This window comes from Anaerobutyricum soehngenii (genome assembly GCF_009697165.1).
In the GTDB taxonomy this organism is placed as follows: domain Bacteria; phylum Bacillota; class Clostridia; order Lachnospirales; family Lachnospiraceae; genus Anaerobutyricum; species Anaerobutyricum soehngenii.
In genome coordinates this window covers 1-22,971 of sequence record NZ_VULP01000019.1, presented here as the reverse complement: position 1 = coordinate 22,971, position 22,971 = coordinate 1, and the positions used below count along the sequence as shown (strand labels likewise).

20 protein-coding genes and 2 pseudogenes are annotated in these 22,971 nt (G+C 40.3%); 21 read left to right on the top strand and 1 reads right to left on the bottom strand.

Going from position 1 to position 22,971, the window contains the following annotated elements; translation table 11 throughout:
• The first annotated feature begins 230 nt into the window (after positions 1-230).
• The 11 genes from hemL to FYJ25_RS09480 all read left to right on the top strand — a co-directional run bounded on the left by hemL (position 231) and on the right by FYJ25_RS09480 (position 12,609).
• The gene (gene hemL, locus FYJ25_RS09530; protein WP_096238976.1) at positions 231-1,502 is read left to right on the top strand and encodes a glutamate-1-semialdehyde 2,1-aminomutase; all 1,272 of its coding nucleotides are present in this window, start codon (positions 231-233) and stop codon (positions 1,500-1,502) included.
• A 48-nt stretch (positions 1,503-1,550) separates the two neighbouring features.
• The gene (cobM, locus tag FYJ25_RS09525) at positions 1,551-2,303 is read left to right on the top strand and encodes a precorrin-4 C(11)-methyltransferase (RefSeq protein ID WP_005343306.1); all 753 of its coding nucleotides are present in this window, start codon (positions 1,551-1,553) and stop codon (positions 2,301-2,303) included.
• 34 nt (positions 2,304-2,337) lie between these two features.
• Positions 2,338-3,516 carry a glutamyl-tRNA reductase gene (gene hemA, locus FYJ25_RS09520; RefSeq protein WP_021906227.1) on the top strand — a complete coding sequence of 393 codons (1,179 nt, stop codon included), beginning with the start codon at positions 2,338-2,340 and terminating at the stop codon, positions 3,514-3,516.
• Positions 3,517-3,576: 60 nt separating this feature from the next.
• Positions 3,577-4,332: a precorrin-3B C(17)-methyltransferase gene (gene cobJ, locus FYJ25_RS09515; protein WP_096238978.1), complete on the top strand. Its 756-nt coding sequence runs from the start codon at positions 3,577-3,579 to the stop codon at positions 4,330-4,332.
• Between the two features lie 13 nt (positions 4,333-4,345).
• Complete coding sequence (gene hemC / locus FYJ25_RS09510) at positions 4,346-6,847, top strand: hydroxymethylbilane synthase (protein WP_154581179.1); 2,502 nt, start codon at positions 4,346-4,348, stop codon at positions 6,845-6,847.
• Positions 6,848-7,627, top strand: coding sequence for an adenosylcobinamide-GDP ribazoletransferase (gene cobS / locus FYJ25_RS09505; protein WP_021906224.1), 780 nt, complete (start codon positions 6,848-6,850; stop codon positions 7,625-7,627).
• Positions 7,628-7,668: 41 nt separating this feature from the next.
• Positions 7,669-8,727: a nicotinate-nucleotide--dimethylbenzimidazole phosphoribosyltransferase gene (cobT, locus tag FYJ25_RS09500; RefSeq protein ID WP_096238980.1), complete on the top strand. Its 1,059-nt coding sequence runs from the start codon at positions 7,669-7,671 to the stop codon at positions 8,725-8,727.
• Positions 8,728-8,743: 16 nt separating this feature from the next.
• Complete coding sequence (locus FYJ25_RS09495; RefSeq protein WP_021906222.1) at positions 8,744-9,376, top strand: precorrin-8X methylmutase; 633 nt, start codon at positions 8,744-8,746, stop codon at positions 9,374-9,376.
• 21 nt (positions 9,377-9,397) lie between these two features.
• Positions 9,398-10,474 (top strand): cobalt-precorrin-5B (C(1))-methyltransferase CbiD, encoded by a 1,077-nt coding sequence (cbiD, locus tag FYJ25_RS09490; protein ID WP_154581178.1) that lies wholly within the window; start codon positions 9,398-9,400, stop codon positions 10,472-10,474.
• Positions 10,475-10,552: 78 nt separating this feature from the next.
• On the top strand, positions 10,553-11,806 hold the full coding sequence (cbiT, locus tag FYJ25_RS09485; RefSeq protein ID WP_154581177.1) for a precorrin-6Y C5,15-methyltransferase (decarboxylating) subunit CbiT: 1,254 nt from the start codon (positions 10,553-10,555) through the stop codon (positions 11,804-11,806).
• A gap of 20 nt (positions 11,807-11,826) precedes the next feature.
• Positions 11,827-12,609: a sirohydrochlorin cobaltochelatase gene (locus FYJ25_RS09480; protein ID WP_096238983.1), complete on the top strand. Its 783-nt coding sequence runs from the start codon at positions 11,827-11,829 to the stop codon at positions 12,607-12,609.
• 155 nt (positions 12,610-12,764) lie between these two features.
• Here FYJ25_RS09480 and FYJ25_RS15065 read toward each other — a convergent pair.
• A pseudogene (locus tag FYJ25_RS15065) lies at positions 12,765-12,890 on the bottom strand (DUF6783 domain-containing protein).
• Between FYJ25_RS15065 and FYJ25_RS15060 the strand changes: the two are divergent.
• From FYJ25_RS15060 to hemB, 10 genes and pseudogenes are all read left to right on the top strand, one after another.
• Positions 12,858-12,971: pseudogene (locus FYJ25_RS15060) on the top strand (DUF6783 domain-containing protein); the annotation flags it as partial. The pseudogenes FYJ25_RS15065 and FYJ25_RS15060 sit on opposite strands and share 33 nt — an antisense overlap.
• Positions 12,972-13,293: 322 nt before the next feature.
• Positions 13,294-13,989 (top strand): precorrin-2 C(20)-methyltransferase, encoded by a 696-nt coding sequence (cobI, locus tag FYJ25_RS09475; protein ID WP_154581176.1) that lies wholly within the window; start codon positions 13,294-13,296, stop codon positions 13,987-13,989.
• A 51-nt stretch (positions 13,990-14,040) separates the two neighbouring features.
• Positions 14,041-14,751: a precorrin-6A reductase gene (cobK, locus tag FYJ25_RS09470; RefSeq protein ID WP_154581175.1), complete on the top strand. Its 711-nt coding sequence runs from the start codon at positions 14,041-14,043 to the stop codon at positions 14,749-14,751.
• A gap of 19 nt (positions 14,752-14,770) precedes the next feature.
• On the top strand, positions 14,771-16,144 hold the full coding sequence (locus FYJ25_RS09465) for a cobyrinic acid a,c-diamide synthase CobB (protein ID WP_167513806.1): 1,374 nt from the start codon (positions 14,771-14,773) through the stop codon (positions 16,142-16,144).
• A gap of 36 nt (positions 16,145-16,180) precedes the next feature.
• Positions 16,181-17,194, top strand: coding sequence for an adenosylcobinamide-phosphate synthase CbiB (cbiB, locus tag FYJ25_RS09460; RefSeq protein ID WP_154581173.1), 1,014 nt, complete (start codon positions 16,181-16,183; stop codon positions 17,192-17,194).
• 150 nt (positions 17,195-17,344) lie between these two features.
• Positions 17,345-18,418 carry a threonine-phosphate decarboxylase CobD gene (gene cobD / locus FYJ25_RS09455; RefSeq protein WP_154581172.1) on the top strand — a complete coding sequence of 358 codons (1,074 nt, stop codon included), beginning with the start codon at positions 17,345-17,347 and terminating at the stop codon, positions 18,416-18,418.
• A complete protein-coding gene (locus FYJ25_RS09450; RefSeq protein WP_154581171.1) occupies positions 18,418-20,466 on the top strand; it encodes a cobyric acid synthase in 2,049 nt (682 codons plus the stop codon). The genes cobD and FYJ25_RS09450 overlap by 1 nt, the downstream gene beginning before the upstream one ends.
• A 2-nt stretch (positions 20,467-20,468) precedes the next feature.
• Positions 20,469-21,110 carry a precorrin-2 dehydrogenase/sirohydrochlorin ferrochelatase family protein gene (locus FYJ25_RS09445; protein ID WP_096238989.1) on the top strand — a complete coding sequence of 214 codons (642 nt, stop codon included), beginning with the start codon at positions 20,469-20,471 and terminating at the stop codon, positions 21,108-21,110.
• A complete protein-coding gene (locus FYJ25_RS09440; protein ID WP_096238990.1) occupies positions 21,103-21,537 on the top strand; it encodes a GNAT family N-acetyltransferase in 435 nt (144 codons plus the stop codon). The genes FYJ25_RS09445 and FYJ25_RS09440 overlap by 8 nt, the downstream gene beginning before the upstream one ends.
• 102 nt (positions 21,538-21,639) lie before the next feature.
• Positions 21,640-22,605, top strand: coding sequence for a porphobilinogen synthase (gene hemB / locus FYJ25_RS09435; RefSeq protein ID WP_021906210.1), 966 nt, complete (start codon positions 21,640-21,642; stop codon positions 22,603-22,605).
• The last annotated feature ends 366 nt before the right edge of the window (positions 22,606-22,971 follow it).

The window sequence follows — 22,971 nt, the reverse complement described above, 5'->3', positions numbered from 1 at the left end:
CATATTTCGATATATTCTCATGAAAAAAAGCACTATTAGCAAAAAGTTTTCTATGCAAATGGTGTTTTTTTGTCTTCTTTTTACGAAAACTATCTTTAGTGAAAAAGAGATTCATGGTATAATCGAACGAGGCAGAATGAGACAGTATAGGAAATCTTGTTCTGAAGGTTACGAAAAGTATAAAAAATAAGTAAATATAATCTCATTTTTTTAATAAGGAGGAGAAAGTGTTGAACACAGTAAAATCAGAAGAGTTATATAAAATTGCACTTGATTTGATGCCAGGTGGTGTAAACTCACCGGTCAGAGCATTTGGTGCAGTAGGAAGGAATCCTTTATTTATTGACCATGCAAAGGGTTCCTATGTTTATGATGTAGATGGGAATAAGTTTATTGATTATGTTTGTTCCTGGGGACCTGGAATTCTTGGACATTCTCATCCGGAAGTACTTGAAGAAGTAGTAAAAGCCTGCTTTGACGGTCTGACTTTTGGAGCACCGACAGGTAAGGAGAATCAGCTTGCACAGCTTGTGCAGGAATGTGTGCCATCCATGGAAATGATGCGTATGGTAAGTTCCGGAACAGAGGCTACGATGAGTGCGATTCGTGCTGCCAGAGGATTTACCGGAAGAGATAAGATCATTAAGTTTAAGGGATGTTATCATGGTCATTCCGACGGATTATTAGTGCAGGCAGGTTCTGCAGCATTAACACAGTCTGTACCGGACAGCAGTGGAGTTCCTGCTTCTTTTGCAGAGCAGACTTTAGTTGCTCTTTATAATGATAAAGATTCTGTCAGAGAGTTATTCGAGAATAATAAAGATCAGATTGCAGCGCTTATCGTGGAGCCGGTTGCAGCAAATATGGGCGTTGTTATTCCAGATGATGATTTTCTTCCTTTCCTTCGTGAGATTACAGAGGAGAATGGAACAATTCTTATTTTTGATGAAGTTATCACCGGATTCCGTCTTGGTGTCGGTGGTGCTCAGGAATGGTTTGGCATTAAGCCGGATCTGTCTACTTTCGGAAAGATTGTTGGCGGTGGAATGCCAATGGCTATCTACGGAGGACGTAGAGATATTATGAAGAACATTTCCCCAACAGGAAAGGTTTATCAGGCAGGTACGTTATCCGGTAATCCGATTGCGACAACAGCCGGAATTAAGACATTAGAGATTTTAAGAGATCATCCGGAACTTTATACAAAGATCGAGGCAAATACAAAGAAGCTTGCCGAAGCTTATAAGGTAAGAGCAGAGAAACAGGGTATTGCTATTCATGTAAATCAGATTGGTTCCCTTATGAGTGCTTTCTTTACAGGAGAGAATGTGAAGGATTATGCGGGAGCAACTTCTTCCGATACGAAGGCTTACGCAGATTACTTTAACTATATGTTAGAAAATGGTATCTATGTAGCACCATCACAGTTTGAGGCAATGTTTATTTCTGCTGCACATAGTGATGAGGATATTCAGAGAACAATTGATGTGCTTACGAAGTAAGATAATTATAAATATAATAAATGAGACAGAAAGTCAAAGGAGAGAATAATGGTACATTTTATTGGAGCAGGTCCTGGAGACCCAGAATTACTTACAATTAAAGGAAAGAAGCTGATTGATCAGGCAGATGTAATTATCTATGCCGGTTCTCTGGTAAATAAAGAAGTGCTTGCCGGAGCAAAAGAGGGTGCAGAGATTTATAACAGTGCAACAATGACTTTGGAAGAAGTTATTGAGGTGATGAAAAAGGCAGAGGCAGAAGGAAAGATGACAGCTCGTGTTCATACGGGAGATCCTGCTGTTTTTGGTGCGCACAGAGAGCAGATGGATGAACTTTCCCGTCTTGGAATCGACTATGATGTTATTCCGGGAGTTAGTTCCTTCCTTGCAACTGCAGCGGCATTAAAGAAAGAATATACCTTACCGGGAGTATCTCAGACAGTCATTCTTACAAGAATGGAAGGAAGAACTCCAATGCCTCCAAAGGAAAAGTTAAGAGATCTGGCAAAACATAATTCTACGATGATCATTTTCCTCAGTGTAGGAATGATCGAGCAGCTTGCAGATACTCTGAAAGAAGAGTACAGAGAGGATACACCGGTTGCTGTTGTATACAAAGCTTCCTGGGAAGACCAGAAGATCGTGATCGGTAACCTGACAAATATCGCACAGAAAGTAAAAGAGGCAGGAATCACAAAGACAGCGCTTACCGTTGTAGGCGATTTCCTTGGAGATGAGTACGAACTTTCCAAACTTTACGATAAGACATTTACACATGAATTCAGACAGGCAAAAGAGTAAGCCGCATGATTTTGCTGGAGGCAGAAAATAAAAAATGGGTATACAGATAATTAGTATCAGTCATAAAATAGCCCCTCTTCATGTAAGAGAAATGTTTGCATTTACCGAGGAGCAGCAAAAACATATGATGCAGAAGATAACAGAACATCTTGAAGTTTCGGAATGTATCGTGTTATCTACATGTAACCGGACAGAAATGTATGTGTATTCTGATTCGGAAAGCAAGGGATGTGTATTTAATCTGATGGAGGATACTCTGCTTGGGGAAGCAGGTGCACAGGAGGAAGAAGATATTGGGAATTATCTTTTGTTCTATCATGGAGAAAAGGCAATCCATCATCTTTTTCAGGTGACTGCCGGTCTTGATTCAATGGTAATCGGGGAAGACCAGATTCTTGGTCAGGTAAAGACAGCACATAAGCAGGCAAGAGAAGCCGGAACAACGGGAGTGTATCTGAATACATTTTTCCGTATGGCGGTTACAGGAGCTAAAAAAGTAAAGACAGAAACAGAACTTTCAAAGACTTCTGTATCGACAGCGACACTTGCGCTTAAAGTGGCAGAGGAAGAGCTTGGCACATTAAAAGATAAGAAAGTTCTCATTATCGGTGCAACAGGTAAAATTGGAGGAATCGTGCTGATGAATCTGGAATCGCTTCATCAGGCAGATATCTATGTTACGACAAGAAAAAATAAGCTGATTAATACAAAGCATGGAAATGATGACTTTACAACGATTGATTATGAGGACAGATATAACTATTTAGATCAGATGGATGTTGTGATCAGTGCGACATCCAGTCCACATTATACACTGACATACAGCAAGATGAAGAAGCAGTTGGTGACAGCGAAAAGAAGAGTATTTGTCGATCTGGCTGTGCCAATGGATATCGAAGCGAAGATCAGTGCGGTGGATGACACCTGCTACTATAATATTGATGATTTCACAAGAATCGCAAAGGAGAATAACCAGAAGAAGCTAAGAGAAGCAGAAGCTGCATCGGGAATTCTTGATGAGTATGAGCTTCAGTTTGAACAGTGGATGGTATTCCAGAAGTCACTGTCCGTCATGGGAAAGGTCAGAGACAATTTTGTAAAAGTAGCAGAGCATAAAGGCGTGGAAAAGGCATTTGATCATTTCTTTTACTGGGTACGTGAGAATAATACTCCAGAAGATTTAGAAACCTTTTTCCATTGCTTAAATCATTAAAACAGACAAGTATATTAGCAGATCAGTACACGAAAATACTGGTTTTAGCAGGAGGAAATGATGGGTAAGTTATATGCAGTTGGGTTTGGTCCTGGTGGATACGAACATATGACAGCAAAAGCAATTGATGTAATTAAAAATGCAGATGTGATTACAGGATATACTACATATGTAGAGATGCTGAAAAAGTTTTTCCCAGATAAGGAATATGTGGCAACTCCGATGACAAAGGAGATGGATCGTTGCCGTATGGCAGTTGATCTTGCTGCAGAAGGGAAAACGGTAGCAATGGTAAGTTCCGGAGACAGTGGAATTTATGGAATGGCAGGAATTCTTTTAGAAATTGCAAATGAAAAGAAAGCAGATGTAGAAATAGAAACAGTTCCGGGTGTGACAGCGGCAAGTGCGGCAGCATCGGTTCTTGGTGCGCCACTGATGCATGATTTTACAATCATCAGTTTGAGTGATCTGATGACACCATATTCTCTTATCATGAAGAGAGTAGATTGTGCAGGACAGGGTGATTTCATTGTATGTCTCTATAATCCAAAGAGTAAAAAGAGAGCAGACTATGTGGAAAAGGCAGCTGAGATTCTTATGAAATATCGTGATGGAAAGACTCCTGTCGGCATTGTCCGCCATGCAGGAAGAGAAGAAGAATCTTCTTATATTACAACATTAGATGCGGTAAAAGATGCACCAATCGATATGTTTAGTATCGTTATTGTCGGAAATTCCAATACATATGTACGCGATGGAAAGATGATCACACCAAGAGGATATGAAGATAAATACGGATTCGCGAACGTAGAATAGGTGGAGGAACAAGATGAAAAATATCATCAAAATCGGAACAAGAAAGAGCAAACTGGCTCTGATACAGACCGATATTGTAAAAGATAAAATAAAACAGGCATTTCCTGAACTTGAAGTGGAGATTGTAAAGATTGATACAAAGGGAGACCAGATTCTTGATAAGTCTCTTACATCCTTTGGAGGTAAAGGAGTATTTACTGCGGAACTTGAAGCAGAACTTCTTTCTGGAGAAATCGATATTGCGGTTCACAGTGCGAAGGATATGCCGATGGATTTCCCGAAAGGTTTAGGAATCGGCGCAGTTCTTGACAGAGCGGATGTCAGAGATACGTTTGTAACGACAACTGGTAAAACTTTAGAAGAATTAGAACCGGGAAGTATTGTTGGAACAAGTTCTTTACGAAGAGAATTATTAATTAAAGAAATCAATCCATATGTAACAATCAAGCTTCTTCGTGGGAATGTACAGACACGTTTAAGTAAGCTTCGTGACGGGCAGTATGACGGAATTATTCTTGCGGCAGCTGGTATCGAAAGACTTGGATATGAAAAAGAAGAAGGATTGCATTACCAGTATCTTGACCCGGATGTATTTCTTCCGGCAGCAGGTCAGGGAATCCTCGCAGTAGAGAGTCGTACAGAAGATGCCGAGATGGAAGAAATCCTTGCAGCGATCCACAGCGAGAAAGCAGAATGTCTTCTCATGGCAGAGAGAGCTTTCTTAAAGACAATCGGCGGAAGCTGTAATGCACCGGCTGCTGCACTTTGTCGTGAGGAAAATGGCGAATTTTCCATGCGTGCTATGTATGTGAAAGATGGAATTCATAGTAGAAAAACATATATGACGGTAAATATTAAAGATGCTTTAGCGGAAAAAGAGGCAGACAGCAAGCCAATAGCTGGGGCGACAGCAGCAGTAACAGTTTCCGTAGAAGAAACTGCAGCAAGAAAAAGCAAAGTAGAAATAGCAACAGAATTGGGTATCAGCGTTGCCCACGAAGTAAACAAAGGCATGGTATATCTGGTTGGTGCAGGTCCTGGTGATGAAGATCTGATGACAAGAAAAGGACTTAAGCTTTTAAGAGAGGCAGATGTTGTTGTTTATGATAATCTTGCATCCAGTTCTCTTTTAAATGAAGTGAGAGATGATGCAGAACTTATTTATGCCGGAAAGCGTTCTTCCAATCACCATTTAAAACAGTATGAGACAAATGAACTTTTAGTAAAGCTTGCTTTAGAAGGCAAGAATGTTGTCCGCTTAAAGGGTGGTGACCCATATATCTTTGGACGAGGCGGTGAGGAAGGTCAGGAACTTAGAGAAGCCGGAGTTGATTTTGAAATCGTACCAGGAATTTCTTCTTCCTATTCTGTTCCTGCATACTGCGGTATACCGGTAACGCATCGTGATTTTGCTTCTTCTTTCCATGTGATTACAGGACATGAAGGAAATCATAAAAATGGTGTGAGTGTACTGAATTATGAAACACTTGCCAAAGAGGAAGGTACGTTGATTTTCCTTATGGGACTTAAAAATCTTCCAAATATCGTAGCTTCTCTTATGGAGAATGGAAAAGATCCTGCAACACCGGTTGGTGTACTTCAGGAAGGAACAACGGCAAGACAGCGTGTTGCGACAGGAACACTTGCGGATATTGTAGAGGTTGTAGAGCGCGAGGGAATTAAGACTCCTGCGATTACGGTTGTTGGTGATGTCGTAAGTTTACGTCAGGTACTTGACTGGTATGGGCATAAACCATTATCAGGTAAGAGCGTCCTTGTAACAGGAACCACTTCCATGGTAGACCGACTTTCTCCGATTTTGAAAGAAGAAGGAGCAGAAGCAATCTCCTTTAGTTTGATTCGTACCGAAAGGATGAGACTTCCTGAGCTGGATCTTGCATTGAAAGAAATAGATAAGTATAAATGGATTGTATTTACCAGTGCCAATGGTGTGGAATGTTTCTTTGAAGAAATGCAGGAAATCCGAAAAGATATTAGAGATTTAGCGCATATTCGCTTTGCTGTTATTGGAGACGGAACGAAAAAAGCATTGGAAGACCATGGAATTTTCTGTGATTTTATTCCGACAGCATATTCTTCAAAAGATATGGCAGAGGCGATGGTTCCTCATATCGGAAAAGATGAACGTGTTCTTCTCCTTCGTGCAGAGGAAGCAAACAGAGTACTTCCAGATGCATTAAAAGAAGCAGGAATTCCTCATACCTGTATTTCCCTTTACCATACAGTAAATGATGAGAGAAAGGCAGAGGAGCTGAACCGTCTGATCAAAATGGTTGATTACGTGACATTTGCAAGCTCAAGTGCTGTTCGTGCCTTTGTATCCATGGTAGATAATCTTGATGATGTAAAAGGCAAATATATCAGTATTGGTCCGGTTACAACAAAGACAGCGGAGGAGAATGGTCTCTCCATCGAGAAAACCGCTGTTGTATACACTGCCAGAGGTATGGTGGAAACAATGATTCAGGATGTAGCGGAAGAAGGTAGAAAATAAATGAAGACACAAATAAAGCGTTTCTTGTTAACTCTTGGTTTTATGACAAGAATCCCTGTTAATGTAGATCTTGGAGAAGTAAAAGATGAAGATATGCATAAAGGATTTCTATATTATCCGGTTGTTGGTCTGATTCTTGGACTTTGTGATATGGCAGTATTTTTGCTCGTCAGCCTTATTTTGCCGGAAGTATTCGGAATACTTTTTGCGATGCTGGCAAATCTTTGCCTGACAGGTGCATTTCATTTAGATGGTCTTTCGGATACTGCCGATGGAATCTATTCGGCGAGAACGAGAGAGAGGATGCTTGAAATTATGAAAGACAGCCGTATCGGAACAAACGGTGCGGTGGCGATGTGTTTTGATCTGGCACTGAAATTTGCCGGCATCTATTACAGTGACATCCGCTGGCTGATGATTCTTCTTATGCCGATTGCCGGTAAGATGGTACAGGGAGCAATCGTATATAAAGCTATTTACCCACGTGAAAAAGGGATCGGTATTTATGTAGGAACCGTTAGTCTGGGAACCGTAATCGGAACGGTGATTTTAGGACTGATAGCAATGGTACTGGCATTTTCATACTGGGGAATTCTCATCTTTGCTATCCTTTTTGGATTTGCTTATCTTTTCCGGGTGTATATCACAGGAAAGATTGGTGGAATTACCGGAGATGTTATGGGAGCCGGGAGTGAACTTGCGGAAGTATTATTACTTCTCGTAGTGATAACGCTTACAAAGTATACAGGAATGGTACCGTTATCCTTGTTTGTTTTTTAAAATATAAATGCAGAGAGATATCAGCAGAAGGGGAGATGATTATGACTCTGGAGGAAGCGATTAAAAAGATTCAACCTTTAGATGAAGAGGCGATGGAATATACACGAGCAAGATGGAATACACTTGGAAAGCCTCTTCACAGTCTGGGAAGGCTCGAAGAAATGGTGACACAGTTTGCCGGAATTTACCGGGATAAGAAACCGCATTTAGGGAAAAAAGCAGTTATTGTTATGGCGGCTGATAATGGTGTTGTAGCAGAGGGAGTTACCCAGACAGGACAGGAAGTAACAAAAACAGTAACAGAAAATATGACAAAGCATAATGCGACAATCTGTATTATGTCTTCCATGAGTGGAGCAGATGTGTATCCTGTTGATATCGGAATTGCAACTGATTGTGATAATCCGGGAGTCCTTTCAAGAAAGATTAAATACGGAACCGACAACATGGCAAAAGGACCGGCAATGTCAAGAGAGGAAGCAATCAAAGCAATCGAAGTTGGCATTGATACAGTAGCTGAGTTAAAAGAAAAAGGATATAATGTGTTTGCTACCGGAGAAATGGGAATCGGTAATACAACAACAAGTAGTGCCGTCTGTTCTGTTTTATTAGATCAGAGTGTAGAAAAAGTAACCGGAAAAGGTGCCGGTCTTACGAATAAAGATTTAGAACATAAAATAGAAGTGATCAAGCAGAGTATCGCTTTAAATCAGGTGGATGCGAATGATCCGCTTGATGTTCTTTCTAAAGTAGGTGGTCTTGACATTGCTGGTATGGTTGGCTGTTATATCGGTGGAGCGGCATTACAAGTGCCGGTATTCATCGATGGATTTATTTCTTCCGTAGCAGCTCTGATCGCTATTCGTTTGGTACCGGAATGTGCACCATATCTTTTCCCATCCCACTGTTCGAATGAGCCAGCCGGACATTTAATCCTTGATGCGATTGGCAAAGAACCATATATACTTGCCAATATGTGTCTTGGAGAGGGAACCGGAGCGGTTATGGGATTTACGATCGCAGATTATGCATTTAAAGCGTACTGGGAATTACCTAGCTTTGAACAGACAAACTTTGGTACTTATGAAGAATTGAATTAAACTGCAGGAGGACATTATGTTAGATAAGATTCAAATCGTAAAACCTGCTGAAATCGAAAAAAGAAGCATGGAAATCATCACAAGTGAATTAAATGGGAGAACCTGGCCGGAGCCGGAGTTTTCCATTGTAAAAAGATGTATCCATACTTCGGCAGATTTTGATTATGCAGATAATTTATGTTTTTCTGAAAATGCTGCGAATATCGGTGTAGAAGCTTTAAAAAATGGAGCACATATCGTAACCGATACAAGAATGGCATGGTCAGGAATCAATAAAAAGAAGCTGGCATCTTTTGGTGGAGAAGCACACTGCTTTATGTCCGATGAAGATGTAGCAAAAGAGGCAAAAGAGCGTGGATGTACAAGAGCTGCAATCTGTATGGAAAGAGGAGCCGCTCTTGCAGAAAAAGAAAACGTTATTTTTGCTATTGGAAATGCACCAACGGCATTGATCCGCTTATACGAACTCATTAAAGAAGGCAAATTAAACCCTGCACTGATTATTGGTGCTCCGGTTGGTTTTGTAAATGTAGTAGAATCCAAAGAACTGATCATGGAGGCCGGAGTACCGTTTATCGTTCCGAAGGGACGAAAGGGTGGAAGCAATATTGCGGCAACCATCTGTAATGCAATGTTATATCAGTTATAAAACTGTGTTGGAATTAAATTTATGAAAGAATTAAGGGAAGGAGTTTCCACCGGCTCTTGTATGACAGGTGGCGCGGAGGCTTCGGTTATCTGGCAGACAACCGGTAAATGTCCTTCTGTGGTGAAAGTAGAAACGCCGATTGGAAAAACGCTTTATCTGGATATTATCCCAAAAGAATTTGGAGTCTGTGGTGTAGTAAAAGATGCCGGAGACGATCCGGATGTAACAAACGGAAGCGAGATTATTACAAAGGTGGAGCTTTTTGAGGAAGAGGGAGATATTTCCTTTTTTGGTGGTGACGGAGTCGGAACCATTACACAGGAAGGATTAAAAATTCCTCCCAGACAGCCGGCAATCAACCCGGTTCCACGTCAGATGGCAGAAAAAGCAATCCGCAAAATTATCGGCAATAAAAAGGCAAATATAACCGTAAGTATTCCTGGTGGAGAAGAACTTGCCAAAAAGACATTTAACCCGCGGCTTGGTATTGTAAATGGTCTTTCGGTTCTTGGAACGACGGGAATCGTCCGGCCGATGAGCGAAGAGGCAATGAAAGATTCTCTGATCGCAGAGCTTGATATGTATGCGAAGCAGGGACATAAATCGATCCTTTTTGTACTTGGAGGAACCGGAGAGACGGTGTTAAAAGAGCAGTACGGCGAATTTCAGTGTATTTTACAGGTAAGTAATTATATCGGCTTTATGATAGAAGAAGCGGTCGAGAGAGGATTTACTGATATTTTGATTGGTGGGTTTGTCGGAAAGCTTGTAAAAGTAGCATCCGGGACAATGAATACACATAGTCATGTAGCAGATGGCCGTATCGAAACGATCTGTACACACGCAGCTCTTCATGGCGCCCCTCTTTTAGTCATACAAAAGCTGTATTCCTGCCTTACAACGAAGGCGGCAATGAAGATTGTGGAAGAAGAGGGACTTATGGATATCTGGTCGGATATGGCACAAAAAGCATCCGAGTATTGTGAGAAGACCGCTCATAAGATGGCTAGAGTGGGAATTATTTTCCTGGATGGACAAAATGAAGTTCTGGCAGCTAGTAAAAATGTAGAAGAAGTACTCTCTGCCTGTAAAAAATAGTGATGCAAAGCGGCTTGAATTATAAAGGACAGTTGAACTATAAAGGGCAGAAAAATCAAAATAACTGCGGAGGGCAGAATGAGCAGATTAACAGTAGCCGGAATCGGACCGGGCGAAGCCGATTACATTTTACCGGCAGTAATTAAAAAAATGAAAAAAGCCCATACCGTAATTGCGGCAAAAAGAATCTTACCGGTTTTAAAAGAGCTGTGTCAGGATGTCAATAGTGAGGCAGATTCTGAAAATAATAAGCCGGTCTTTCTCGCGATGGGAAAGATTAAAGATACATTAGAGCAGATTGGAGAAATACTTTCTAAAGGACAGGATGTTGTGATGGCAGTTAGTGGTGATCCACTTATGTACAGTCTTTATCGTACCATTTGCAATGATCCAATCAGCGAAAGCTGGGAAGTGGATCTTATTCCGGGTGTTGGTTCGCTCCAAATGCTTGGAGCAGCATTTGGAGAAACGATGGAAGAGGCATTGATCATCAGTGTACATGGAAGAGCAAAAACAGCAGGTTCTATTGCCCTTGCGGTAGCGGAGAATCCCAAAGTATTTTTCCTTTGCAGTAAGGAACAAGGACCGGCATGGCTTTCACAGATTATGCTCGACTATCAGATGGATCATGTTACCGTCTGTGCCGGCGCAAACCTTTCTTATGAAGACGAATTACTTGAGTCAGGCACACCTGAAGAGATGGTACAAAAAGAATTTCCATCTCTTTGCGTAGCCATGATTAAAAATCCAGAGCCACATCAGATTGTGCGTCCATGCTTTTTATCAGATGAAGATTTTGAGCGGGATAAAACGCCAATGACTAAAGAAGAAATTCGTGTACTTATTCTTCATAAAATGAAGCTGCACCCAGATGATGTTGTCTGGGATATCGGAGCCGGAACCGGATCGGTATCAATTGAATGTGCAAGACAAGTACCATTTGGAACGGTTCACAGTGTGGAACGGAATGAAACTGCAGTAAAGTTGATTTATAAAAATAAAGAAAAATTTTCAGCAGATAACTTGTTTATTTATGAAGGGGATGCAGCTAAGACAGCATGTACTTTACCGGAACCGGATAAAGTATTTATCGGTGGGAGTGGAAAAGAATTATCTCAGATATTAGAGATAATTGCAGCATTTCCCAAGAAGATAAAAGTAGTCATTTCTGCGGTAACGATTGAAACAATCGCAGAAGCGAATGAACTCTTAGGAAAATATGACACAGACTTTGATGTGATTCAGGCAACAGTAGGACGGGGACGTAAAATCGGCAGTTATCATATTATGGATACCAATAATCCGGTAATGATATTTACAGCACACATTTAAGATAAGAGGAGAAAAGAAAAATGGGGAAAAAAGCATTATTAGTAGTAAGCTTTGGAACAAGCTTTGAAGAAGCACTTCCGGCAATCGTTAACATTGAAGAAACCTGCAAAAAAGCATTTCCAGACTATGACTTTTATCGAGCATTTACTTCCGGAATGATTATCCGTAAATGGGCAAGAACAAAAAATGTCATTATCCATAATCCGGATGAAGTGATGAAACGACTGGTAGCAGAAGGTTACGAAGAAGTAATCTGTCAGCCAACACATATTATAAATGGACTGGAATATGACAAAATGATGAATATGCTTTTGGCATATAAAGATCAGATTCCAACAATTAAGGTTGGAACTCCCCTTCTTACCGAAGAGGAAGATTACAAAGAAGCCTGCGAGATTGTTATGCAGGAATTAGAAAAGCCATTAGCGAAAGACGAAGCTTTTGTATTCATGGGACATGGAACAGAACACTTTGCCAACAGCGCATACAGCCAGTTTGAAAACATGCTCAGAGACCTTGGACATGAAAGCACATATGTCGGAACCGTAGAAGGATTCCCAAGCCTTGATTATGTTATCCGTCGATTAAAAATAAGAGAGATTAAAAAAGTATATGTTATGCCCCTTATGATCGTAGCAGGCGATCATGCCCGAAATGACCTTGCTGGAGCCGAAGCCGACTCCTGGGACTCTATCTTAAAAGCAGATGGATTTGAAACAGAAGTCATCATGAAAGGCTTAGGGGAAATTGACGCAATAGCAGAAATGTTTGTAAAACACCTGAAGAAGGCGGAGTCTTTGTAAGACGATTTTGATAACGAAAAGAAGTTGACTTTATTCCGTTGTGCTAAACACTTCATTTTGCCCAGTAAAGCAGGAACTTCTCGAGAACGAGCTCGAAGTTCCGATGGTCAAAATTCCGTAGCACAAAGTCATAAAGTTCAATCTTCTTTTCTGTATCAAAATCTTCCCAAAGATGCTTTAGAGCGTGTTTGAAAAATCATTCCTGCAATCTGCACGTCCCAATTTGCGGTATATTTTGCTTTCATTCAGTTGACGTAGCCCGCTACGCCGCCCTCATTCAGGTAAAATCTTCCACAAATTGTAACGCACATCTTGCAGAAAGCATTTTTCAAACATGCTCTAGCACCAGAAGGGAAGAGTAGATAATAATTAACTATACCCACCAATAGATTTACATAGACAGGATTTTTGACGAAGAAAAAGAAAGGAGTTTGAGTTGGATTACCTGTAGTAAAATTTTCAAATGAATATAAAAGAAGATATTTTGTGACTTTGTGCTGTGGAGTTTTGACTGTAGACTCGCGAGCTCGTTTTCGAGCGAGTCTGTACTATCAGGCAAAACGGAACGTTTAGCACAACGGAACAAAAATAACTTCTTTTATATTCATTTGAAAATTGGGTCCAAACATAATAAACTCAAACGATTGCTTTTTCTTTCTCAAAATCCGTCTGGAAAGGAAGATTATGAAAGGCAAATTATATGGTATCGGAGTTGGTCCTGGTGATCCGGAGCTTTTAACTCTGAAAGCAAAAAGATTAATTGAAGAATGTGACATCGTGGCAGTGCCGGTGAAAAAAGAAGGCGAGGATAGTGTCGCTTTAAATATCGCAAAAGGTGCGGTAGATATTCCTGAAGGAAAGATTCGGGAAATCGTTTTTACGATGGCAAAAGATAAGGCAAAGCGTGAAGCCTGCCGTCAGGCAGCAGCAGAAGAAATTATGAAGCTTCTTGATGAAGGAAAGTCTATTGCGATGCTTGCGCTTGGCGATATTGGAATTTACAGTACCTATGCGTATGTGCATAAGCGTCTTTTAAAAGCTGGATACGACGTGGAGATGGTTTCCGGTATTCCTTCTTTTTGTGCGGGTGCGAGCAAGGCTGGCATTTCTATCGTGGAAGGAAATGAAGGCTTTGGTGTGATTCCGTCATTGAAGGGTATCGATCAGGTGGAGAAAACACTTGGCGTATTTGACAATCTGGTGATCATGAAGGTCGGAAGTCATGTAAAAGAAGTTTATGATCTGCTGGTGGAGAGAGGCATGGAGAATAATGCGATAATCATCAGTAATGTTGGAATGGAAGGCGAGTATGTCGGTCCACTGATTCCTGATCGTGCATACGGATATTTTACAACAATGATTATTAAGAGTGAGATGTAGCTCACTGTAGTTTGTATTTGAGAAATTGGCGGAAAGCGAAAGGATTTATTTATGAAGTATGATGTTTTGGTCATTGCCGGGACAACAGAATCAAGACAGGTGATCGAGAAGCTGCTTAGGGCGAATCCAAAGGAGCGGATTCTTGCCAGCGTGGCAACAGAGCTTGGAAAAGAGATGCTTCTGGAATACGGAATTGATATTCATGTAGGAAGGCTTGACTATGATGGTTTTCTTACACTTTTTGAGGAAAATTCCTGTAGAAAGATTATTGATGCATCGCATCCGTTTGCCAGAATTGTTTCGGAGACAGTAAAGAAGGCAGCACAGACAGCCGGTATTTTGTATGAACGATGCGAGAGAAGGAATCTTCAGTATAATTATGAAGGAATTGTTCATGTAAAAGATGTGCAGGAAGCAATTTCTCTTTTAAATGAATTAGAAGGCAATATTTTTCTTACAACGGGAGTAAATACAGCAGCAGCATATATGGCTGGAGTAAAAGATGGTGCCGATCGTCTTTTTATTCGTGTACTTGATAATATTTCTTCTTTGGAAGGATGTGCAGAAGCCGGATACCAAAAAGATCATGTTTTTGGGAAAATGCCACCATTTACTGTTGAAGATAATGTGAAACTTATTAAAGAGACAAAAGCGGAAGTTCTTGTTTCAAAAGATAGTGGCAAGACAGGCGGAGTTGATATAAAAGTAGAAGCCTGTCGGCAAACTGGAATAAAGATGATTCTTATTGATCGTCCCAGGTAATATGGAGGTGTATGAATATATGGAAAGTGTAAAGCGGATGCCGCGGGTATTGCTTGCCGGTGCAAACAGTGGATGTGGTAAAACAAGCATTACCTGTGGTATTTTGAAGGCTCTTGTGAACAGAGGACTTCATATTCAATCTTATAAATGTGGACCGGATTACATAGATCCTATGTTACATAGTCATATTACCGGAAGAGATTGTCGCAATCTTGATCCTTTTTTCTCAACGGGACAAGATTTGCGATATCTTGTAGGAAAGGATAGTCAGGACGTAGATTTCTCTGTGACAGAAGGTGTCATGGGATATTATGATGGAATCGGGATCAGTTGTGAAAAGAGTACGTGGACTGTTTCAAAAGAGACAGGAACGCCGACGATATTAATATTTAACGTAAAAGGAATGTCACATACGATGATTCCGCTGATAAAAGGAATGATAGAATATCAGGAGAATCCGGTTACCGGCGTTATCTTAAATCGATGCAGCAAAGGGATGTATCAGTTGATGAAGCCGGAAATTGAAGAAAAGCTTGGTATTTCTGTTGTGGGATATTTTCCTCAAAAAGAAGGAATCTATATTGGAAGCAGACATTTAGGTTTAATGACTGCAGCAGAGATTGATAACCTTGATGAGATTTTAAATCTTCTTGGTGAAACAGCAGAAGAATGTATAGATATTGATTTACTTTTGAAAATCGGACAAAGAGCAGAAGAACTTCCTAAAGTGAAGAGACCGGAAGTTCCGAAGAAAAAACGGGCGAGAATTGCTGTAGCGAAGGATAATGCTTTTTGTTTTTATTATAAAGAAAATCTGGAAATTTTAGAGCAGTTAGGGGCAGAACTTTGTTATTTCAGTCCTGTAAATGATACGCATCTTCCGGAAGATACAGATGGAATCTATCTTGGCGGAGGATATCCGGAAACCTATCGAAAAGAGCTGGCAGATAATATTTCCATGAAGCAATCGATCTGTGAGGCGGCGCAGTCTGGCAAGCCGATTATTGCAGAGTGCGGTGGATTCATGTATGTCTGCGATCATCTGGTAGAGACAGATGACAGCTTGGAGGAAATGCTCGGTCTGATCAATACAGATGTGCGTATGACAAAACGTCTGTCCATGCAGTTTGGTTATGTGACGATGAAAGCACTTTATGATACTGCATTTTTTAAAAAAGATACAAAGATCCGCGTTCATGAATTCCATTATTCAAAAGCGGATAAAAGGGGCGATGCCTGCGAGATTACGAAGTATTCTGGTAAATGCTGGAATGGTCTTTATGTAAAGGATAAAATTATGGCAGGATATCCACATTTTTATTTTCATAATTGCAGAGAAGTTGCCAAACGTTTCGTAGACATGGCAGAAGAAGCAAGTACAAAAAGATGCTGAGGCATTCTTGAATATGCATAAAGGGAGAGACAAGGAATGAAACTGGTTTGTGCGATGCTGCTTGGATTTGTACTGGATTTAATTTTTGGAGATCCTCATGGATTGGTTCATCCGGTACAGATCATCGGGTGGTTTATCGATAAATTAAAAAAAGGAATGCAGCATCTGATTTATGGCTGTAGTTATGAGGAAGTCAAAGAAAAAGGAATAGAAAGAAAAGCGGGAATGGAAAAAGCAGCCGGATTTTTTCTGATGCTGTTTATTGTAGCAGGAACATATGCTGTTATATACGGTATGTTGTATGTGGCCAGAATGATTCATCCACTGCTTCGTTTCTGTTTGGAAACATTTTTCATTTATCAGATTCTTGCAACGAAAAGTCTGAAGAAAGAATCTATGAAAGTGTATAAAAAGTTAAAAGAAGGGGACCTGCTCGGTGCAAGAAAGGAAGTATCCTATCTGGTAGGGCGTGATACAGAGAATCTTGACGAGAGTGAAGTGGCAAAAGCGGATGTGGAGACGATCGCCGAAAATACGGCAGATGGGGTAATTGCTCCGATGCTGTTTATCGCGCTTGGAGGCGCGCCGCTCGGCTTTGCCTATAAGGCAGTAAATACGCTTGATTCTATGGTTGCCTATAGAAATGAAGAACTGATACATATCGGTTTTTTTTCTGCGAAAATGGATGATATCTGTAATTTTGTACCGGCAAGATTTGCAGCGGTAATGATGATGCTCGCAGCATTTTTTCTGCGCTTTGATTTTAAAGGAGCAGTAAGAATTTTTAAGAGGGATCGTTTTGCACATTTAAGTCCGAACAGTGCACAGACAGAAGCAGTGGCAGCAGGAGCATTACAGATTCAGCTTGGAGGAACACATAATTACTTTGGAAAAGCAGTGGTGAAACCGACAATCGGTGATGCTATCCGTCCGGTAGAATACGAAGATATAAAAAGAACAAATCAATTGTTGTATGTCAGTGCATTTTTATCGATGGCAGTATGCACTTTGATTACTTTTTTAATTTACGTGCAGCTATTTAACGTGTAGGTATTTAGATTTATGTAATGCTATTTCACAAGATAAGAATAATACTGTGTAGATCATATGCGAAGAATATACTATAGGATTAGTATGCTTGAAATGATTGGTGTGATTTGCGATTGATAACCAACGATTTAGAAAATTGAGGCTAAAATTATGAAGAAGATTTCACATGGGGGAAACATTTACAAAAAGGCGAAGGAAATGGGAATCCGAGAGGAAGATATTCTGGATTTTTCTGCCAATATCAGTCCGCTTGGACTGCCAGAGCACATACGACAGGCAATGGTGAAGGCGATTGACCAAACGATAAATTATCCTGATCCGGATTGCAGCCGTTTAAAAGAAGCCATCAGCAAAGAGGATGCAGTTTCTGAGACAAAAATCGCCTGTGGTAACGGTGGGGCAGACCTTTTGTACCGTCTGGCATTTGGCTTACAGCCAAAAAAAGTACTACTTCCGGCACCTGCATTTGTAGAATATGAGGAAGCACTATCAGCGGCAGGCGCACAGATAGAATATTATCGGATGACAGAGGATTTTATTATCAAAGAAGATATTTTAGAGCAGATCACAGAAGATACAGACTTTGTTGTTATCTGTAATCCGAATAATCCGACAGGTATTCTTACAGAAAGAGAACGGATTCTCCGAATTCTTGATCGGGCAGAAAAAACAAAGACGTTTGTGCTGGTCGATGAATGTTTCCTGGAAATCTGTAAAAATGAAAAAGAATATACAGTAAAGCCTTTTATAGAAAAATACGAACATCTTATTATTTTAAAATCATTTACAAAGCTATATGCGATTCCGGGAGTTCGTCTTGGATATATCCTTGCAGGAAGCGAGAAGGTAATTGAAAGAGTAAATCGTGTCGGACAGGCATGGTCTGTAAGTCACATCGCACAGTGTGCAGGGGTGGCGGCTCTTGCTGATAATATTTATAAAGAAAAGGTCATTGATACCGTAGCAGAAGAGCTGGCTTATATGAAGAAAGAATTTTTTAAATTACCAGTTGTTTTGTATGATGGAGCAGCAAATTATCTGTTTTTCCGGACACCGGAAATTACAGATTTAGATAAACAATTAGAAGGTCATGGAATTATGATCCGAAATTGCAGTAACTATGAAAATCTTGGCAGGGATTACTGGCGGGTAGCAGTAAAGGCACATGAAGAGAATAAAAAACTTATAAAAGCATTACGGATGATTTTGAAAGGAGAAGAATAATGGCAAAAGCAATTATGGTACAGGGAACGATGTCAAATTCAGGCAAAACCTTTGTTACAGCGGGACTTTGCAGAGTATTTAAACAGGATGGATATAAAGTAGCTCCTTTTAAATCACAGAATATGGCACTGAATTCCTATATTACAAAAGAAGGATTGGAGATTGGACGTGCACAGGCAATGCAGGCAGAAGCTGCTATGATTGAGCCGACACACTGGATGAATCCGATTTTGTTAAAGCCAACGAGCAATATGGGTTCTCAGGTTATTGTAAACGGAGAAGTTTATGATAATTTAAGTGCACAGGATTACTATAAAATGAAAGATAATCTTGCACCGGAAGTCATGAAGGCATTTCGCCATCTTTCTGAAGAAAATGACATTATTGTAATTGAAGGTGCTGGTTCTCCTGCAGAAATCAATCTTGCGGAAAATGATATCGTAAATATGGGAATGGCAAAAATGGCGGATGCGCCAGTCATCTTAGTGGCAGATATTGACAGAGGTGGAGTATTTGCTTCTGCTTATGGAACGATCAAACTTCTCCCTGTGGACGAACAGGAACGTTTTTGTGGAATTGTCATCAATAAATTTAGGGGTGATGTGGATATCTTAAAACCGGGACTGGCGATGTTAGAAGAATTAACTGGTAAACCGGTACTCGGTGTAGTTCCGATGGAAAAAATCGATGTGGATGATGAGGACAGTCTTTCTGACCGCCTGAATCAGAAAACGATCACAGAGGGAATTGATGTAGCGGTTATTCGTCTTCCTCACATATCTAACTTTACTGATTTCAGTGTTTTTGAATTAATTGATGGAGTATCTCTTCGTTATGTTACCGATAAAAAGGAACTTGGTGATCCAGATCTGATTCTTCTTCCGGGCACAAAAAATACGATGGGTGATATGGAATGGCTTATTGAAAGTGGTCTGGAAGGAGCAATCATCCGCGCGGCAAGAACAACGAGAGTGATTGGAATCTGTGGAGGTTTCCAGCTTCTTGGAAAGGAAATGCATGATCCGGATGGAGTAGAGCATGGTGGTACGATGCGTGGACTTGGACTTCTTGATACTAAGACAGTATTTAAAGAGGCAAAAACAAGAACGAGAATTAACGGACATATTGCAGAAGAACATAATATCTATGGACTTGAAAATCTTTCTGTAGAAGGCTATGAGATTCATATGGGCATGACGGAGAATCTTGGAGAGGCGATTCCTATGATCACATTGGAAGACGGAAGAACCGATGCATATATGACAAAGAATGGACGTATATGGGGAAGTTATCTACATGGAATTTTCGATAATGAAGACCTTGTATTTGCCCTTGTACAGGACATTATGAAAGAAAAAGGAATTAATCCTGCCGAAAATCATCTTAGTATAGCGGAATATAAAGAAATACAGTATAATAAGCTCGCAGATTTAATTCGAAACAGTCTGGATATGGATGCGGTTTATAAAGCATTATTTGGGGAAAAAGAAGAAGTAGTACGCTGTGGTGGTAAAAAAGATGACACTTCCGGAAAAGGACTGGTACACATTTATTGCGGAGACGGAAAAGGAAAGACAACAACAAGTGTTGGATTAACAGTTCGCGCAGCAGGAAGCGGAAAAAAAGTTCTTTTTTATCAGTTCCTGAAAAATAATAGTTCCAGTGAAAGAAGCATTCTTGAAAAACAGTCAGGGATTAACGTAGTTTCAGGAAAAGAATTGCAGAAGTTTACTTTCCAGATGAATGAAGAAGAGCTGAAGGAGCTTCGTGATTATAATAATGAAATGTTAGACAAACTTTTTGAGATGGCAAAAGATTACGATATGCTTGTTCTTGATGAGAGTGTGTATTCTATCGATAAAGATCTTTTAGATGAAGCAAAGTTAATTGAACATCTTGAGAAGAAACCATTTGCATTAGAAGTTGTTCTCAGTGGAAGAAATCCTTCTGAGAGATTAATCGATCACGCAGATTATGTGTCCGAAATCCGAAAGGTAAAACATCCATTTGATCAGGGCATAAGTTCTCGTATAGGAATTGAGATGTAGAGATGATGTATTTTCCGGTATTTACACAAATTGAAGGAAAACGGTGCCTTATTATGGGTGGTGGAAAAGTTGCCGCAAGAAAGGTGCATACGCTGCTTCAATACGGAGCGGATATTGTTGTAATTGCAAAAAAAGTATGCGATGAGATTAAAGAAGTTCTTCCCGAAAAAAGTATTTTTGAAGATTTCATAAAAAATGCAGAAAGCGATTTCTTAGAAAAAGAAATTCAAAAGGCTGTTCTTGTTGTGGCAGCGACAAGTAGTCGTGAGGAGAACCATCGTGTTGCAGAACTTTGCCATGCGTATCACATCCTTGTAAATGTAGCAGATTCTGAAGCGGAGTCCAGTTTCATTTTCCCATCTGTTGTACGAAAGGGTAATATCAGTATTGGAATTAACAGCGGGACAGGAAGCCCGGCTGTATCCAAACAGATTCGTTGCCAGATTGAAAAAGCTGTTCCGGATTATTATGCAGATATTGCAATTTTTATGGGAGAACTTCGCCAGTATGTAAAGGCGAATTTTGAGGAAGAGGCAATGCGGAGATATATTTTGAAAACTGCCGCAGCAAAAGCCTTTTCTAAAGAGCGGGTTCTTACCGAAAATGAAATAAAAGAAATAATAAGGCAGGGACAAAATGATTGAGTTAGTGGAAGACAGATTAGATATAGATACGTATCTTGAACTTCGTCAGTCAGTTCAATTTAGAAAACTGACACGAGATCAGGCGAAAAAAGGACTTAGTAACAGTCTGTATACATTGGTTGCATTTAAAGATGGAAAGGCAGTTGGCATGGGACGAATCGTAGGAGATGGAGCAATCATCTGCTATGTACAGGATCTGATCATCCGTCCGGAAGTGCAGGGAGAAGGCATCGGTGGTCTTATTTTAGAGACCTTAAAGAAGTTTGTCATTCAGGAAGGGTACGAAGGGACCACAATGATGTTTGATCTTATGTGTGCAAAAGGGAGGGAAGAGTTCTATAAAAAGCATGGATTCATCGCCAGACCGACAAAAGATTTAGGACCTGGAATGATTCAGTTTATTCAGATTGGTTCCGATGAGCAGTAAAGTTGCTTTTCATATCCAATGTGGTAAAATATAAACGTTAGAGTTGTAATTTTTATAACCGTTTACAGTTATAATTTATATCAGAGTTAGGAGAGTTGTATTATGATTAGAAGAAGACGTCTTCGTGCATCAGAGAATTTACGTGCATTAGTTCGTGAAACATCCGTAAGTGCATCCGATTTAATTTATCCGGTATTTGTTATCGAAGGAAAGGACATTAAGAATCCGATTGATTCTATGCCGGGAATCTATCAGTATTCCATCGACCGTCTGGATGAGGAATTAGACCGTATCCGCGAGGCTGGTGTAAAAGGAGTTCTCTTATTTGGAATTCCTGCGCACAAAGATGAGTGTGGAACAGAAGCATATAATGAACATGGAATCATTCAGGAAGCGATTCGTTACATTAAAAAGGTATTTCCTGAACTTGTCGTTATCGCAGATATCTGTCTTTGTGAATATACTTCCCATGGACATTGTGGAGTGATTAAAGACGGTATTATCTTAAATGATGAAACACTTCCACTGCTTGCTAAAACAGCAGTAACCTGCGCACAGGCTGGTGCTGATATGGTAGCGCCATCGAACATGATGGATGGTCACGTTGCAGCAATACGTGAGGCATTAGATGAGGCCGGATATGAGATGACACCGATTATGGCTTACAGCGCTAAAATGGCTTCCGGATACTACGGACCATTCCGAGATGCAGCGCACTCTGCACCGGGCTTTGGTGACAGAAAAACCTATCAGATGGATTACCATAATCCAAGAGAAGCAATGCGTGATATTCAGGATGATATCGACGAAGGTGCCGACATCATTATCATTAAACCAGCATTAGCATTCCTTGATATTTTAAAAACCGCATCCTGGGAAACAGATATGCCACTTTGCGCTTATAATGTAAGTGGAGAATATTCCATGGTAAAAGCTGCCGCAGCAAACGGTTGGATTGATGAAAAGAAAATCGTTATGGAAAATATGATTGGCATGAAGAGAGCAGGCGCACAGATGATTATTACATATCATGCCCTTGATGTAGCAAACTGGCTCAAAGAAGAGTAGAGAGTTTATTCACTACGAGAAAAAATATAAAAAAGATATAAAAAAGAACTTCAGATTATATATTTATCTCAGTCGAGAAGACTCCCACCTCTTTCAGGTGGTGAGTGATAGCAAATTTATCTCAGTGGGAGTCCAATCTCCGACTGAGATAAACGCTCCGCGAGGATGCGCAGTGATTCTGTAAAGAATATGTCAGCTTACGCTGACCAGAATCACGCGCCAAGTCTCGCGGCTGCTCGGTAAGTGGTAGATAGTCCGTATCTGGATTTTACCTCCAACCAGTGCCATAATAGTCCTATGATTATTAAATGTCTTAAAAGTTCAGTACTCAACTTTTAGGACTGGTTAGGAGGCATTTCCTATGAG